The 15,989-nt window shown below is 56.3% G+C and carries 13 protein-coding genes; 10 read left to right on the forward strand and 3 right to left on the reverse strand.

Translation table 11 applies throughout. The features are described from left to right. The first annotated feature begins 14 nt into the window (after positions 1-14). Entirely contained in the window at positions 15-968 is a 954-nt protein-coding gene (tal, locus tag HNR75_RS12130; protein WP_343043281.1) for a transaldolase, read from the forward strand. Between the two features lie 202 nt (positions 969-1,170). Beyond that, positions 1,171-3,171, forward strand: a complete 2,001-nt coding sequence (gene tkt / locus HNR75_RS12135) for a transketolase (protein WP_188027250.1) — start codon at positions 1,171-1,173, stop codon at positions 3,169-3,171. Between the two features lie 80 nt (positions 3,172-3,251). Here the strand turns inward: tkt and rloA3 are convergent, their stop codons facing one another. Further along, a complete protein-coding gene (gene rloA3 / locus HNR75_RS12140; RefSeq protein ID WP_188027251.1) occupies positions 3,252-3,779 on the reverse strand; it encodes a retropepsin-like aspartic peptidase RloA3 in 528 nt (175 codons plus the stop codon). 533 nt (positions 3,780-4,312) lie between these two features. On the opposite strand from rloA3, the gene ilvG reads away from it, so the two are divergent. From ilvG to ilvA, 5 genes are all read left to right on the forward strand, one after another. Continuing rightward, complete coding sequence (gene ilvG, locus HNR75_RS12145; RefSeq protein ID WP_188027349.1) at positions 4,313-5,962, forward strand: acetolactate synthase 2 catalytic subunit; 1,650 nt, start codon at positions 4,313-4,315, stop codon at positions 5,960-5,962. Beyond that, a complete protein-coding gene (gene ilvM, locus HNR75_RS12150; protein WP_188027252.1) occupies positions 5,959-6,225 on the forward strand; it encodes an acetolactate synthase 2 small subunit in 267 nt (88 codons plus the stop codon). The genes ilvG and ilvM overlap by 4 nt, the downstream gene beginning before the upstream one ends. 12 nt (positions 6,226-6,237) lie before the next feature. Continuing rightward, a complete protein-coding gene (locus tag HNR75_RS12155; protein WP_188027253.1) occupies positions 6,238-7,161 on the forward strand; it encodes a branched-chain amino acid transaminase in 924 nt (307 codons plus the stop codon). 119 nt (positions 7,162-7,280) lie between these two features. Beyond that, entirely contained in the window at positions 7,281-9,131 is a 1,851-nt protein-coding gene (gene ilvD, locus HNR75_RS12160; protein ID WP_188027254.1) for a dihydroxy-acid dehydratase, read from the forward strand. 2 nt (positions 9,132-9,133) lie between these two features. Then, complete coding sequence (gene ilvA, locus HNR75_RS12165; protein ID WP_188027255.1) at positions 9,134-10,669, forward strand: threonine ammonia-lyase, biosynthetic; 1,536 nt, start codon at positions 9,134-9,136, stop codon at positions 10,667-10,669. A 62-nt stretch (positions 10,670-10,731) separates the two neighbouring features. Here the strand turns inward: ilvA and HNR75_RS12170 are convergent, their stop codons facing one another. Then, positions 10,732-12,381 (reverse strand): tannase/feruloyl esterase family alpha/beta hydrolase, encoded by a 1,650-nt coding sequence (locus HNR75_RS12170; RefSeq protein ID WP_188027256.1) that lies wholly within the window; start codon positions 12,379-12,381, stop codon positions 10,732-10,734. A 131-nt stretch (positions 12,382-12,512) separates the two neighbouring features. Between HNR75_RS12170 and HNR75_RS12175 the strand changes: the two genes are divergently transcribed. The 3 genes from HNR75_RS12175 (at position 12,513) to HNR75_RS12185 (ending at position 14,822) form a co-directional block, all read left to right on the forward strand. Beyond that, the gene (locus HNR75_RS12175) at positions 12,513-13,394 is read left to right on the forward strand and encodes a LysR family transcriptional regulator (RefSeq protein WP_188027257.1); all 882 of its coding nucleotides are present in this window, start codon (positions 12,513-12,515) and stop codon (positions 13,392-13,394) included. 92 nt (positions 13,395-13,486) lie between these two features. Continuing rightward, a complete protein-coding gene (locus HNR75_RS12180; RefSeq protein ID WP_188027258.1) occupies positions 13,487-14,701 on the forward strand; it encodes a multidrug effflux MFS transporter in 1,215 nt (404 codons plus the stop codon). Further along, complete coding sequence (locus HNR75_RS12185) at positions 14,676-14,822, forward strand: hypothetical protein (protein ID WP_188027259.1); 147 nt, start codon at positions 14,676-14,678, stop codon at positions 14,820-14,822. The genes HNR75_RS12180 and HNR75_RS12185 overlap by 26 nt, the downstream gene beginning before the upstream one ends. Before the next feature lie 8 nt (positions 14,823-14,830). Here HNR75_RS12185 and HNR75_RS12190 read toward each other — a convergent pair whose 3' ends face one another. Then, positions 14,831-15,859, reverse strand: a complete 1,029-nt coding sequence (locus HNR75_RS12190) for a LacI family DNA-binding transcriptional regulator (protein ID WP_188027260.1) — start codon at positions 15,857-15,859, stop codon at positions 14,831-14,833. Positions 15,860-15,989 lie beyond the last annotated feature (130 nt).

The raw sequence follows: 15,989 nt of genomic DNA on the forward strand, positions 1-15,989 counted from the left end.
CCCAAGGAGTCGTTGTGAGCAGTTTATTACAACAGTTGCGTGCCGTTACCACCGTCGTCGCCGATACCGGCGAATTACCCGCCATCAAAACCTATTCCCCGGAAGATGCCACCACCAACCCGTCACTGATCCTCAAAGCCGTTTCCAGCCCGGAATACGCGCCGCTGCTGGAACAGGTGGTGGCGCAAGCCCGTCAGCTTTCTGCTGATTTGGCTGTGCAGGTTGAAGAAGCCGCCGACCGTCTGATTGTCGCCATCGGCTGTGAAGTGCTGAAGCACGTACCGGGCCGCATCTCCACCGAAGTCGATGCGCGTCTGTCCTTTGATACCGCCGCCACCATTGAAAAAGCCCGCAAGCTGATTGGCCTGTACGAGTATCAGGGCATTCCGCGCAGTCGCGTGCTGATCAAGATCGCCTCCACCTGGGAGGGCATTCGCGCCGCCGAGCAGCTGGAGAAAGAAGGCATCAACTGTAACCTGACTTTATTGTTCAGTTTCGCTCAGGCCCGCGCCTGTGCCGAAGCGGGTGCCTTCCTGATTTCACCGTTCGTCGGTCGTATCCTCGACTGGTACAAAGCCAAAACCGGCGAAACCTACACTGCGGAGAATGACCCAGGTGTGTTATCCGTGAAAGCGATTTACCAGTATTACAAACAGCACGGCTATTCCACCGTGGTGATGGGTGCGAGCTTCCGCAATCTCGGCGAAGTGCTGGCACTGGCCGGTTGCGACCGTCTGACTATCAGCCCGAACCTGCTGCAGGAATTGGGAGAAACCGCGGGTGAGCTGGTATGTCAGCTGGCCGATGACGGGCTGCGTCTGCCACGTCCGGCCGCAATGACGGAAGCGGAGTTCCGCTGGCAGCACAATGAAGATGCCATGGCGACCGAGAAACTGGCGGAAGGCATCCGGAACTTTGCGATTGATCAGGTGAAGCTGGAGCAGTTGCTGGCAACGCGGTTGGCATAATTTAGCTTTACCACGCTAGGCCGTCACTAATTCGGGGCGGACGATAAGGACATTGATGCTGACCCTCCGCGCCAGGGATGGCGCGGCGGAGCCCCCATGGATGGGTTTACGGCGTGTCAAGCAGCGATGCCCTTATTGGTCGCCTTACTCTCGACTTTCTTATTTCTAAAGCCTTTCTTTCATTTTTTACGGAGCCCCGCTCATGAGTTTAACCCCTAAAACCCTCGCCAATGCCGTACGCATGCTCAGTGTCGATGCCGTGCAACAGGCCAATTCCGGCCACCCCGGTGCTCCGATGGGCATGGCAGATATCGCCGAAGTATTGTGGCGTCATCATTTAAAACATAATCCGACTGACCCTAACTGGATCAACCGCGACCGCTTTGTACTCTCCAACGGCCATGGCTCAATGTTGCTGTATTCACTGCTGCATCTGACCGGTTATGACCTGCCACTGTCTGAGTTAAAACAGTTCCGTCAGTTGCATTCCAAAACCCCGGGCCATCCGGAATACGGCTATGCCCCCGGCGTGGAAACGACCACTGGTCCGTTAGGACAAGGCATTGCCAATGCGGTCGGTATGGCGTTAGCCGAGAAAACTCTAGCAGCGCAGTTCAATAAACCGAACCACAACATCGTCGACCATTACACCTACACCTTTATGGGTGACGGCTGTCTGATGGAAGGGATTTCACATGAAGTCTGCTCGCTGGCCGGGACTCTGGGTCTTGGCAAACTGATTGCCTTCTGGGATGACAACGGCATCTCCATCGACGGGCATGTTGATGGCTGGTTTACCGACGACACCCCCGCCCGATTTCGCGCCTATGGCTGGCAGGTCATCGATTCCGTGGACGGTCATGACCCGCAGGCGATTGACCGGGCGATTCAAGAAGCGAAGGAAGACCAGCAGCGGCCGACGCTGATTTGCTGCAAAACCATCATCGGTTACGGCTCGCCGAACAAGTCCGGCAGCCATGACTGTCATGGCGCCCCGCTGGGCAAAGACGAGGTCACCCAGGTACGGGAATTCCTAGACTGGCCACACGCGCCGTTTGAAATTCCGCAGGAGATCTATCAGGCGTGGGATGGCAAAACCAAAGGCCTGCAAGTTCAGAAGCAGTGGAACCAGCAGTTCGCGGCCTATCAGGAAGTGTTTCCGCAGGAAGCCGCAGAGCTGCTGCGTCGTAGCGGTGGCACTTTAACGGCGGATTGGTCAGACAAAGCCAATGCCTATATTGCTGACCTGCAGGCCAATCCGGCCAATATCGCTTCGCGTCAGGCCAGCCAGAAGGCCCTGAACGAATACGCTAAAATCCTGCCGGAACTCTTGGGTGGCTCGGCCGATTTAGCGCCGTCCAACCTGACCCGTCACACCAGTGCCCTGGATGTCAGCGCCGAAGTGCCACAGGGTAACTACCTGCACTACGGCGTGCGCGAGTTTGGTATGTCCGCCATCATGAACGGCATCACCCTGCACGGCGGCTTTATCCCCTACGGCGGCACCTTCCTGATGTTTATGGAATATGCCCGCAACGCAGTGCGTATGGCCGCCTTGATGAAACAGCGCTCGATTTTTGTCTATACCCATGACTCGATTGGTCTGGGGGAAGACGGTCCGACCCACCAGCCGGTGGAGCAACTGGCCAGCCTGCGTCTCACGCCAAACATGGAAACCTGGCGGCCGTGTGACCAGGTGGAATCGGCCGTGGTGTGGAAAGCCGCGATTGAACGTCAAAACGGCCCGAGTGCGCTGATATTCTCTCGCCAAAACCTGACCCAGCAGCCGCGCACCCCGCAGCAGCTGAACGATATCGAACGCGGTGGCTACACCCTGCTGGACTGCGACGGCACGCCGGAGCTGATTATTCTGGCGACCGGCTCGGAAGTGGGTCTGGCAGTTAACGCGGCGAACACGTTGAATGCCGAAGGCAAGAAAGTCCGTGTCGTTTCCCTGCCCTGCACCGAGCGCTTTGACAAGCAACCGGCAGAGTACAAAGAACAGGTGCTGCCGAAGTCAGTTCGTGCCCGTCTGGCAATTGAGGCCAGCATCGCCGATTACTGGCAGCGCTATACCGGGCTGGATGGCACCGTTATCGGCATGACCAGCTTCGGTGAATCCGCGCCGGCGGAGCAGTTGTTCCAACTGTTTGGCTTCAGTGACGAGAATGTACTGGCTAAAGCGCGAAATCTATTGGTGTAGCAGGTAAAGTCGCGTCATCTTTTAATAGCCACATCATTAATCCCCGTTCTGATGTGGCTTTTTTTACAGAGAAGAACCGGTCAGACACCCGGGCACTTCGGCTCCACCGTAAACTGGCGGGTGACGTCGATCAGCCCCAGATGCTGGATAGTACGGCGGCCGATCAGCAGCGGATATTTCATATCCCCGCGGTCACGCAAGGTGAACTGTTCTTCATAGACCTGATCACCGATGCAGATCTTCATCAGTACCACCGGACGATCATCCTTACCACCTGCGCCGCGCAGCGTCACTTCACGCACCACTTCCCGTTCAAACGTCTGGCGGGTGACCTTGTCGCTGTCATCCTGCGCTTCCACGTCAAAACGCACCCAGTCCTTGCCATTGCGGGTAAAGGACTCCAGCTTTTTGGCATCCAGGGAAGAAGTCAGCGCGCCGGTATCCATCTTGGCGTTCATCACCAGATTGCCCGGTAATATCATGGCTTTTTCCACCCAACCCAAAACCCGGTCCGGGGCCGGAGCTGAGGGAACAAAATCACGCTCAGCGGCATTCACTACACTGCTCAGGATCATCGCTATCAACGCCCACTTCAGGTTATTACGCATCGGTTCCTCTGATATAACTACGTGTTGTACGATTACAGCGGTCAACACCACTTCAGTTATTAGACAATAAAAATAGCATGCCAGTCATAACAGCGCAGTCTCTTTTCATGATCAGTCAATTTCACCGGATAGCTAAAAAATCTCATGACAGAGCAGTAAAAAAGTGACATTAATTAGTGGAAAATGCTGAGCGACTAGTGATTTATTCGTCGGACAAACCAGGATTTGCCCCAAAATGCTCGATAATTAAGCACCGCTTTGGAAAAAAAGGCTTGTTATCGTGCAACGAAATATGCTAATTCTGTGTCACTCGCGCATGATTTTGCGGCGCAAACTGGATTTTTTGAATTTTATGAGCAAGATTCATTCTCTGATTAGCATTATTGTGATCCTGGTCGTGGTGGTGATTATTCCACCGCTCGGGGCGCGATTGGCTACTCGCTAATTAGACAGAAAGTCACTCAAACCCCCGAGCACACCACTCGGGGGTTTTTTTTCAGCTATTTTTCGCAGTCAAACGAAAGGACATGGAAATGAACGGGGCCCAGTACTTAGTCAAGGCATTACACCAGCAAGGTGTCACCCAGGTGTTCGGTTATCCGGGTGGCGCGATCATGCCGGTGTACGACGCACTGTACGATGGGGGGATTCCTCACCTGTTATGTCGTCACGAACAAGGCGCGGCCATGGCCGCTATCGGTTATGCACGCTCTACCGGTAAGGTCGGTGTCTGCATCGCCACCTCCGGCCCGGGCGCCACCAACCTGATCACCGGTCTGGCGGATGCCCTGCTGGACTCGGTGCCGGTGGTGGCACTGACCGGTCAGGTCGCCTCGCCGCTGATCGGCACCGATGCTTTCCAGGAAGTGGATGTGCTGGGCCTGTCACTGGCCTGTACCAAGCACTCGTTCATGGTGCAGTCCGTGGACGAACTGGGTCAGGTGGTGGCCGATGCCTTCCGTATTGCCCGCTCTGGCCGTCCGGGCCCGGTTCTGGTCGATATTCCAAAAGACATCCAGCTGGCGCAGGCGGATCTGGATACCCTGATTGAACTGGCGGAAGAACAGTACGCAGACGATGAACAGCAGGCGCTCGCCGCTGCCCGTTCGCTGCTGGCTGATGCGAAAAAACCGGTGCTGTATGTGGGAGGTGGTGTTATTGCCGCCGATGCCGTCGCCGAACTGCGTCAGTTCGCTGCCACCACGCAAATGCCATCCGTGACTACACTAAAAGGGATCGGCACACTGGATCCGGCCTGTCCTCACTTCCTCGGCATGCTGGGCATGCACGGTACCAAAGCGGCGAACCTGGTGGTGCAGGAAGCCGATCTGCTGGTAGTGGCTGGTGCACGTTTTGATGATCGGGTCACCGGCAAGCTGGCCGCGTTCGCTCCGCACGCCAAAATCATTCATCTGGATATTGATGCCGCCGAAGTCGGCAAACTGCGTACCGCCCATGTCGCCTTGCATAACGATCTGAAAACCGTTCTGCCACAACTGGCGCAAACGTTGAGCATTGATAGCTGGCGCGAACACTGTAGCGCAATGAAAAATGATTTCCCGTGGCGTTATGACCACCCGGGCGAGCGCATCTACGCGCCGCTGTTGCTGAAACAGCTGAGCGACGCCCTGCCACAGAACAGCGTGGTGTGCTGTGACGTTGGCCAGCACCAGATGTGGGTGGCGCAGCATATGCGATTCAACAGCCCGCGCAATCACATCTCCAGCTCGGGTCTGGGCACGATGGGCTTTGGTCTGCCGGCCGCCGTGGGTGCGAAAATGGCACGTCCGGATGACGAAGTGGTCTTGGTCAGCGGTGACGGTTCCTTTATGATGAATGTGCAGGAACTGGGCACACTGCGCCGCGCCAAACTGCCGGTAAAAATGGTATTACTGGATAACCAGCGTCTGGGCATGGTGCGTCAGTGGCAGGAGCTGTTTTTCGACGCCCGGTTCAGTGAAACTATCCTGTCAGATAACCCCGATTTCGTGCGTCTGGCCGCCGCGTTTGATATTGCCGGCGAGACCATTACACGCAAAGAAGAAGTACCGGCGGCGATCGCCCGCATGCTGCAAAGCGACGGAGCCTATCTGCTGCATGTGTCGATTGCCGCAGAAGATAATGTCTGGCCTCTGGTTCCGCCAGGTGCCGCGAATCAGGATATGATGGAGAGCAAACCATGAAGCAACATCAGCTGAATTTGATCACCGGTTCCCGCCCGGAAGTGCTGGAGCGTGTGCTGCGGGTGGTGCGTCACCGTGGTTTTGCTCTGCGTCAGTTAAATATGGAAGCGTTACCCGATAGCAGTTCCCTGCGTATTGCCGTGACCGTGGAAAGCGAACGCCCGATCCAGCTGTTGCAGAGCCAACTGAATAAACTGGTCGATGTGTTTCACGTGGAAGCACTGGATCAATCCGAACAATCTGCCTTACAGATCAGCGCATAAGGAAATACGAGCATGTCACAGACTACAAAATATATTTGGTTCAATGGTGAAATGGTTGAATGGGATCGTGCACAGGTACACGTGATGACCCACGCTCTGCACTACGGTTCATCTGTGTTTGAAGGCATCCGCGCTTACGATACCCCGAACGGCACAGCGATTTTCCGCCTGGAAGAACACATCCAGCGTCTGTTTGATTCTGCCAAAATCTACTGGATGGAGATGCCGTTCGACAAAGCCGCCATTGAACAGGCCTGCTGTGACATCGTGACCAAAAACGGCATGAAGAGCGCTTATCTGCGTCCGCTGGCTTTCATCGGTAACGTGGGTCTGGGCGTATTGCCGAAGAGCGACAAGGTAGAAGTGATGATCGGCGCACTGCCGTGGGGTGCTTATCTGGGTGACGAAGCCCTGGCCAATGGCGTGGACGTGATGGTCTCTTCATGGAGCCGTCTTGCACCAAACACCATTCCGACGGGCGCCAAAGCCGGTGGTAACTACCTGTCATCACAGCTGATCGCCCGCGAAGCCCGCCGTAACGGTTATGTGGAAGGTATCGCGCTGGATACCAACGGTTATATCTCTGAAGGTTCAGGCGAAAACCTGTTCATCATCAAAAACGGTGTGCTGTACACCTCACCGGCGACTTCCGGCATCCTGCCGGGTATCACCCGTGACACCATCATGACGCTGGCCCGTGAACTGGGTTACACCATCCGTGAAGAGTCACTGCAACGTGAAGCGCTGTATCTGGCGGACGAAATCTTCATGTGTGGTACCGCAGCTGAAATCACGCCGGTACGTTCTGTGGATCGCATGCAGATCGGTGAAGGCCGTCGTGGTCCAATCACCGAAGAGATCCAGAAAGTGTTCTTTGGCCTGTTCAACGGTGAGACCGAAGATAAATGGGGCTGGTTAACTCCGGTTGCCAAGTAATTTTATGCAGAAGGCGCTCATTCAGGCGCCTTCTTGTTTTGCAGAAAATCGTATACATGCAGAGAAGTTGCCCGTAAGGCCGATGAAGATGCCCGGCAGCTTCCATTGAGGAGACAGCAATGCCTAAGTTACGTTCCGCAACGACCACCCAGGGTCGTAATATGGCCGGTGCCCGTGCACTGTGGCGCGCCACCGGTATGAAAGACGGCGATTTTGATAAGCCAATCATCGCCGTGGTGAACTCGTTTACCCAGTTCGTGCCGGGTCACGTACATCTGAAAGATCTGGGCCAGCTGGTTGCGCGTGAAATCGAAGCGGCCGGTGGTGTGGCGAAAGAGTTCAACACCATTGCGGTGGACGACGGTATCGCCATGGGTCACGGCGGTATGCTGTACTCCCTGCCTTCCCGCGAACTGATCGCCGATTCCGTGGAATACATGGTGAACGCCCACTGCGCCGATGCGATGGTCTGTATCTCCAACTGTGACAAAATCACCCCGGGTATGCTGATGGCCGCGATGCGCCTGAACATTCCGGTGATTTTCGTCTCCGGCGGTCCGATGGAAGCGGGTAAAACCAAACTGTCCGATCAAATCATCAAACTGGATCTGGTCGATGCCATGATCATGGCAGCTGACCCGACGGTCAGCGATGAAGATACTGCCGCGGTGGAACGCAGCGCCTGCCCGACCTGCGGCTCCTGCTCCGGGATGTTCACCGCCAACTCCATGAACTGTCTGACCGAAGCGCTGGGTCTGTCTCAGCCGGGTAACGGTTCACTGCTGGCGACCCATGCCGATCGTGAACAGCTGTTCAAAAGTGCCGGCCAGCGTATCGTTGAACTGGCGAAACGTTATTACGAACAAGATGATGCAACTGCATTGCCACGTTCCATCGCCACCCGTGATGCATTTGAAAATGCCATCGCGCTGGATATCGCCATGGGCGGTTCCACCAACACCGTATTACACCTGCTGGCCATTGCCCAGGAAGGTGATGTCGACTTCACCATGGCGGATATCGATCGCATGTCCCGCCGTGTACCACAGCTGTGTAAAGTCGCGCCGTCTACCCAGAAATACCATATGGAAGACGTGCACCGTGCCGGTGGTATCGTCGCGATTCTGGGTGAACTGAGCCGTGCCGGTCTGCTGCACACTGACGTGCGTAACGTGCTGGGTCTGTCGCTGGCAGAGCTGATCGAAAGATATGACATCGCGCTGAACCCATCCGATGAAGTGAAGAAATTCTACAGCGCCGGCCCCGGTGGCATTCCGACCACCAAAGCATTCAGTCAGGATTGCCGCTGGCCATCGCTGGATGTGGATCGTAAAGAGGGCTGTATCCGTACCAAAGAAAATGCCTACAGTCAGGACGGTGGTCTGGCCGTGCTGGCCGGTAATCTGGCGGTGGACGGCTGTATCGTTAAAACCGCCGGTGTGGACGAATCCATCCTGAAATTTGAAGGCCCGGCAGTGGTATTCGAGAGCCAGGACGATGCGGTCGCGGGCATCCTCGGCGGCAAAGTGAAAGCCGGCGATGTAGTGATCGTACGTTACGAAGGTCCGAAAGGCGGCCCGGGCATGCAGGAAATGCTGTATCCGACCTCTTACCTGAAATCCATGGGTCTGGGCAAGGTCTGCGCGCTGATCACCGACGGTCGTTTCTCCGGTGGTTCTTCAGGTCTCTCCATCGGTCACGTCTCTCCGGAAGCGGCTGCCGGCGGTAACATCGGTCTGATTGCCGATGGCGATCTGATCAGCATCGACATCCCGTCCCGTACCATCGACATCAAGATCAGCGATGCCGAGCTGGCCACCCGTCGTGCCGCGATGGAAGCCAAAGGCAAAGCAGCCTGGAAACCGGTAAACCGTGACCGTTTTGTTTCCTTTGCCCTGCGTGCGTATGCCAATCTGGCCACCAGCGCGGATAAAGGTGCGGTGCGCGATCGCAGCAAACTGGGAGAATAAGCATGAGCGACACACAACCGCAGGCCAGCGATTATCTTCGCAAAATCCTGCTGTCGCCGGTATACGAGGTGGCGAAAGTCACCCCGTTACAGACGCTGAAAAAGATCTCCGATCGGCTCGGTAACCATGTGGCACTGAAGCGTGAAGACCTGCAGCCGGTGCACTCGTTCAAGCTGCGTGGTGCCTATAACAAGATCGCCGGTTTGACCGAAGAACAAAAGTCCAAAGGCATCATTGCCGCATCGGCCGGTAACCATGCGCAGGGCGTAGCGCTGTCCGGCGCCAAGCTGAAAATTCCGGCTACTATTGTCATGCCAACGACCACCCCGGACATCAAGATTGATGCGGTGCGCCGCATGGGTGGCAACGTGGTACTGTTCGGTAACAGCTTCGATGAAGCCTATGCGGAAAGCCGTCGTCTGGCGGCAGAACATGGCTACACGCTGATCCCGCCGTATGATGACGTCGATGTCATTGCCGGTCAGGGCACCATCGGCCGTGAACTGCTGGAACAGGATACCCGTCTGACCCACGTGTTCGTGCAGGTCGGTGGTGGTGGTCTGGCGGCCGGTGTGGCGGTGTATATCAAGCAACTGCTGCCGAACATCAAGGTGATCGGCGTGGAAGCCGAAGGCTCTGCCTGCCTGAAAGCTGCGCTGGAAGCCGGTGAGCCGGTCAACCTGTCACGCGTCTCGCTGTTCGCCGATGGCGTCGCGGTAAAACGGGTCGGCGATGAAACGTTCCGTGTCTGCCGGGAATACCTCGACGAAGTCATCACCGTGACCAACGACGAGATCTGTGCCGCGCTGAAGGATATCTTCGATGACACCCGTGCCGTCGCCGAACCGTCCGGCGCACTGTCACTGGCGGGGCTGAAGAAGTACGTCGAAACCACCCACACCCGTGGCGCCCGCATGGCCGCCATTCTGTCGGGGTCGAACGTCAACTTCCACAGCCTGCGCTATGTGTCCGAACGCTGCGAGCTGGGTGAAAAACGCGAAGGCGTGCTGGCGGTAACCATTCCGGAACGCAAAGGCGCCTTCCTGGAGTTCTGCCATATCCTCGGCAAACGCATGGTCACCGAGTTCAACTACCGTTATTCCGAAGACAAGGAAGCGACCATTTTCGTTTCCGTGCGGCTGAGTAACGGGACGGAAGAACTGTTGCAGGTGATGGCGGAGCTGCAGAAAGCCGGTTATGGCGTGATGAATATCACCGACAACAGTCTGGCGAAGAACCATGTGCGCTACATGGTCGGCGGCCGTCCGTGCAAACCGGTACAGGAGCGTCTGTTCAGCTTCGAGTTCCCGGAACAGCCGGGTGCCCTGCTGCGCTTCCTGGAAACGCTGGGTACGCTGTGGAACATCACTCTGTTCCACTATCGCCACCATGGCGCGGACTACGGCTATGTGCTGTGCGCATTTGAACTCAGCGACGAGGACATGCCAGCCTTCAACCGCCATCTGCAGGAGCTGGGATACCCTTCCCGCGATGTCAGTGATGACGTCACCTACAAGATGTTCCTCGCACCGCGCTAATCGCTCTTATCTCTGCATACAAAAAGGCCACTCAGTTAATGAGTGGCCTTTTTTTCTCAAGATTACAGACAGCGATAGGAACTGAGCTGATTCACATCGCCGCCGCGGTAATGCGCGGTTTGCGGATAAGCACAGAGCGGCTGGTGTTTGCCGGGGAAGGCGGCACCACTGGCCGGCAGTGATTCCGGCGCCTTGCTGCTTTCCACCCACGCCTGAATGGCGGTCAGCGGGTCGAAGTTATCCAGCGCCGGGCCATCGCCGCAGTGGGTCATCCCCGGCACCATAAACAGCCGCGACCAGTCACGCTGCTTGTTGATATCGCCTTTCGAGGTGTTGGCGATGGTGGTTTCATACCAGTGCTGGATGTCATGCGCCGAGAACACCGGATCAGACAGCCCCTGGAAGATCACCATCTTGCCGCCACGCGCCACATAGGTGCCCATCTCGGTAGCGACCGCATCATTCAGCGCGCTCATCTCGTCAATCTTGGCCGGATCACGGTCAAAATCGAACTTCATCATGTCGGCATCGGCCTGCGCCGGGGTCATGTAGTAGTGAAACAGCGAATCGGTGCCGAGCACGATGTTGCGCGCATCCGGCTTGTCCGGATTGGTGGATGAACCCAGCTTCCATGCCCGCCAGCCCGGCGCACCAAGACCGGCATCATACGGCCAGCTGCTGTAAAGCGCCTTGCCGCTGCTGTCCTTTGCGCCGCTGAAGATTTTCTGCAGCGCGGCGATCTTGTCAGCGGCCAGACAATCGCTCGCCTGAGCGGATTTGCACTGCAGCACCGATGGCTCGAAATGACAGGCCGGATAGTTATTGATGATGCCGTCTTTCAGGCCATCTTTATCATCACACGCCTGCAGTACCGCATTGCTCAGCAGCGTCAGATCCGCCTGTGTCAGCGCCTGCGAGAAGACGGTCTTGCCGGAAGCATCTTTCGGCGCAATCGCCTGCAGCGCCTGCGTATCCCATGCTTCGCCAATCGCCGCCCGGCTCAGACGGAAACCGGGGTTGCCGACGACGACACCGTTAAATTCCAGTGGATAGCGCTGGGCGGCCAGCATCGCTTCCCGGCCGCCATTCGAGCAGCCCATGAAATAGGAATAGCGGATCTGTGCATCGTAATACGCCGAGACCAGATATTTGGCCTGCTGGGTGACCTTGCCGATGGCGGCATAGGCATAATCGAGCCGCGCCTGCTGATCGACGGCAAATTTGGCGTCGCGACCTTCATGCCCGCCATCCATCGATACCACCGCATAGCCGCGCACCAGTGACGGCGTGGCGGTCGAGCCGTGGCTCGGAATGCTGCCGATGGCCTGACCGAGGAAACCATCCAGTCCGCCGCCGCCCTGGAACATGAAGCGGCCCTGCCAGTTATCGGGCATGCGCAGCTCAAAGCGGATGCCGTAGTTTTTGCCATCCGGACCGGTGTGCTCACCGATCATGCCGCGCACCAGACAGTGTGCCGGCAACATCAGGCCGCCACCGCTGGCACCGGTCAGTGCGCTGGTTTTATCCAGTTTCACCTTGCCGGCGTTAACCCGGTTGGACTCGGTGATTTTCACCCCCGGTAATACTTTTTGTGTCATCTGCTGACAGATCTCGTCCGTCGGCGACCATTGTGCCGCCATCACCTGCGAAGAGCCCAGTACGCCTCCCGTCAGGCAGAGCAGCCGCAACCATTGAGCTGAATGTGATTTCATCGTTTCCCTTTATTTCGTTGTTGTATAAGGATATTTATTTTCCATTCCCCAGAGTAAGATTCACAAATCAGATAAAAAAGCGCTCTTTTCCGATAAAAACCATCGGATTATTGAATTGGTTGTGAGGGTTTATGTTGCCAAAATCGACGCTGGAACAGTGGATCGTGCTGAAAACCGTGCAGGAACAGGGCGGCTTCGCTCAGGCAGCTGCACAACTCAATCGTAGCCAGTCGTCGGTCAGCTATGCCCTGCAGCAGTTACAGGAACGGCTCGGGCTGCCGCTGTTGAAAATTCAGGGACGGAAAGCGGAACTGACCGAGGCGGGCGCCATCCTGCTGGCGCAGGTCACCCCCATCATCGCCACCTATGCAGAGCTGGAGATGCAGGCGCAAAGCCTGCGGCAAGGCATCAAGCCGACCATTCATCTGGTGATCGATACCGTGTTTCCGAAAAACTATCTGTTCCGGGCACTGCAGCAGTTTCAGCAGCGCTTCCCGAAAACGCAGGTGCATGTCACCGAGGTGGTGCGTTCTGAAAGTGCGCGGAAACTGGCGCAGGCCGATGCCGATCTCTACGTCATCTATATGCCGGAGCCGGAGAAGCAACCGGGATCGCTGCTGCTGCACCTCGACTTCATTGCCGTCGCCCGTGCCGATCACCCGCTCCACCAGCAGAATACCCTGCTGACCCAGGCACAGCTGGCGGCCTATCCGCTGATTGCGATCGCCGATCAGCAGACGCAGCGGCAGGAGAAACGCAAAATCGCTACCCGTTCGGAGTGGATCCTGACCACCGTGCCGGCCGCGGTCGAGGCGATCCGTCATGGCGTCGGTTACGGCTGGCTGCCGCTGAACCAGATCCAGCCACTGCTAGCCAGCGGCGAGCTGAAACCCTTGCCGGTCGAGCAGCAGATCCGCTCCACGCCGGTCTATCTGCTGGTCAGCGAAGAGCAGCTGTTTGATCCGACGGTCTGCGCGCTGGCCGATTTGCTGCGGCAAAGCATCAGCGAGTGAGTTTTGCATCCCTTTACCTCGCTGCCTCTTTATTCAACCGGTTTCAGATCGCATAATAACTAGAATAAACGTTCTAAAAGAGATCCGAGATAATGACTTCCCGCCCATCATGGCAAAAACCTGCCATTCCATTTCCCCGTCTGATCCTGATCCTGTCGCTCTGTTCCGCCTTCGCGCCGTTTGCCACCGACATGTATCTGCCGGCGTTTTCGCAGCTGGTGAACCATTTTCAGACCGATGCCGGTCATATCGAAACCACCGTGTCGTTCTTCTTTCTTGGCCTGTCGGTCGGACAGATCCTGTATGGCCCGCTGATTGACCGCTTTGGCCGCCGCAAACCAATGCTGGCTGGTATCGCCGTGTTTCTGCTGGCCACGTTCGGTTGTCTGCTGGTGACCGATATCAACACCTTTATCGGCCTGCGGCTGTTGCAGGCGATTGGCGGTTGCTGTGGCATGATCATCGGCCGGGCGATTGTCAGCGATCTGTTCGCCCAGCATGAAATGGCGCGGGTGATGTCCTCGCTGATGATTGTGATGTCGATGGCACCGATCTGTGCCCCGCTGATTGGCGGCTGGATTGTCACGCATTACGACTGGCAGGCGGTGTTCTTTGCCCTGCTGTTGCTCGGCACCATTTGCGGGTTGGCGGTCTATTTCGGTCTGCCGGAAACCAAACCGCCGCATATCACGGCATCCGGCAATCTGCTGCGGGGCTATCTGACACTGCTGCAACGCCCGGCCTATCTGGTGCCGGCCCTGAGCGGCAGCCTGACGCAATCCTGCATGTTTGGTTTTATCACCGGCTCGCCGTTCGTTTTCCTGCATCACTTCGGGTTGAATGAACAGCAATACAGCTGGGTGTTTGGCTGCATCACTTTTGCCTTCATCATCTCTGCTCAGCTGACCAAAATGGCGCTGCGGCGCTATTCGCCAAAACAGATTTTCTCAACTGCATTGCTCGCCAATTCGGCATTTGGCCTGATGTTATATGCGGTGACACAAACCCCGCACATGTGGCTGTTTATTATTCCGCTGTGGCTGACCATTGCGACGCTGAGCTTTCTGGGCGCGACCTCGACAGCACTGGCGATGTCGAACGCCGGTGATCACACCGGCAGTGCGTCCGGTCTGATTGGCTTGCTGCAATTCGGCTGTGGCTTTATTGCCAGCAGCGTCATTGCCGCCTCGCAGAACGGCACGCCCTATCCGATGACCATCACCATCGCCGCCTGCGGCCTGCTCGGTACACTGCTGTGGTTTAGCGGCTCATGCCGGCGAAGTGCTGAATTATCTGCTCGCGGATAAACTGCTGCACCGGGAGGCATTGCATTACACCCGGCAGGCTGACCTGGATTTCTTTGCGCTGATTGCTGTAGTGGGAGCCGGATTTATCATCCACAGTCTGTGGCAAAAACAAATCCGGTAAAGGGAGTGTTAGCGGGCGGCAACCGAACCGCGGATGACTAGTTCACCAACAAATGCGCTTTCATCCGGAGCAGGTGTTTCAGTGCTGGTCAGTTTATCCAGCAGCAGCGTCATCGCATGTGTCACAAACGCATGTGCCGGTAACTGCACCGAGGATAACGAGGGGGAAAGGTAATCCAGCACCGCTTCGTTATCAAAGCCAAACAACGACACTTGCTCCGGTACAGCGATGCCATGTTCCTGTAATGCCTTCAGTGCGCCAATCGCGGTCAGATCATTAAAACAGCAGAGCGCAGTAAACTCGGTCCTGCGCTGGAGCAGCTGATTACAGGCACTATAACCGCCGTGGTAATAACGGTCACCTTCCACAACCAGCAAGGGATCAAACGCAATACCGGCATTGGCTAACGCATCCTGATACCCCTGCAAACGCAGTTGGGCTGTACGCTGATTCAGTGGGCCAGCGATATAAGCGATCCGTTTATGCCCCTGCGCCAACAGATATTCCACGGGTAACCGCGCGCCCTGTGAGTGATCAAACCAGACACAGTTCTGCGGATGACGCGGCAGATAGCAGTTCATGACTACCAGTGGTACCGGCAGTTCATCAATCAAATTGCTGAGTTCATCACCACGGATATTGTAATGATCAAAGAAGGAGTTGTTGTAATACAACACCGCATCGCAACGGCGATCGACCAGCGAACGGATCGCCTTGATACCACCATCAGGTTGATCGCTAACCTGGGTAATCATCAGGAATTTGCCGGCTTTATCTGCCAGTTCCTGACAAATCTCGATCAGCAACGCCAGATACTGAGAAGTATTCGAGCCGCGGGGAATGACCAGACCAATAGTGTTCGTTTCCTGCTTGGAAAGGGATTGCGCTAATACGTTCGGCCGGTAATTGAGCTCTTCGATAGCCTTAAACACCGCTTCGCGGGTCGCTTCAGAGATTTTGGCTGTTCCGTTCAGCACACGAGAAACTGTCGATTTGGAAACGCCAGCTCTACGTGAAACATCCAGCATCGTAGCCATAAACTGAAAAACTCCTCTCTGAACAACTGTGTAAGAAAACTACGAACATCCATTATCTATTACAGATGTGAAGAAGTACAAGTTGCAGGTTTTTTTATGACACAAATAAAAATGCCGGATTGAACACGGG

The organism is Tolumonas osonensis, from assembly GCF_014202415.1.
Lineage (GTDB): Bacteria > Pseudomonadota > Gammaproteobacteria > Enterobacterales > Aeromonadaceae > Tolumonas > Tolumonas osonensis.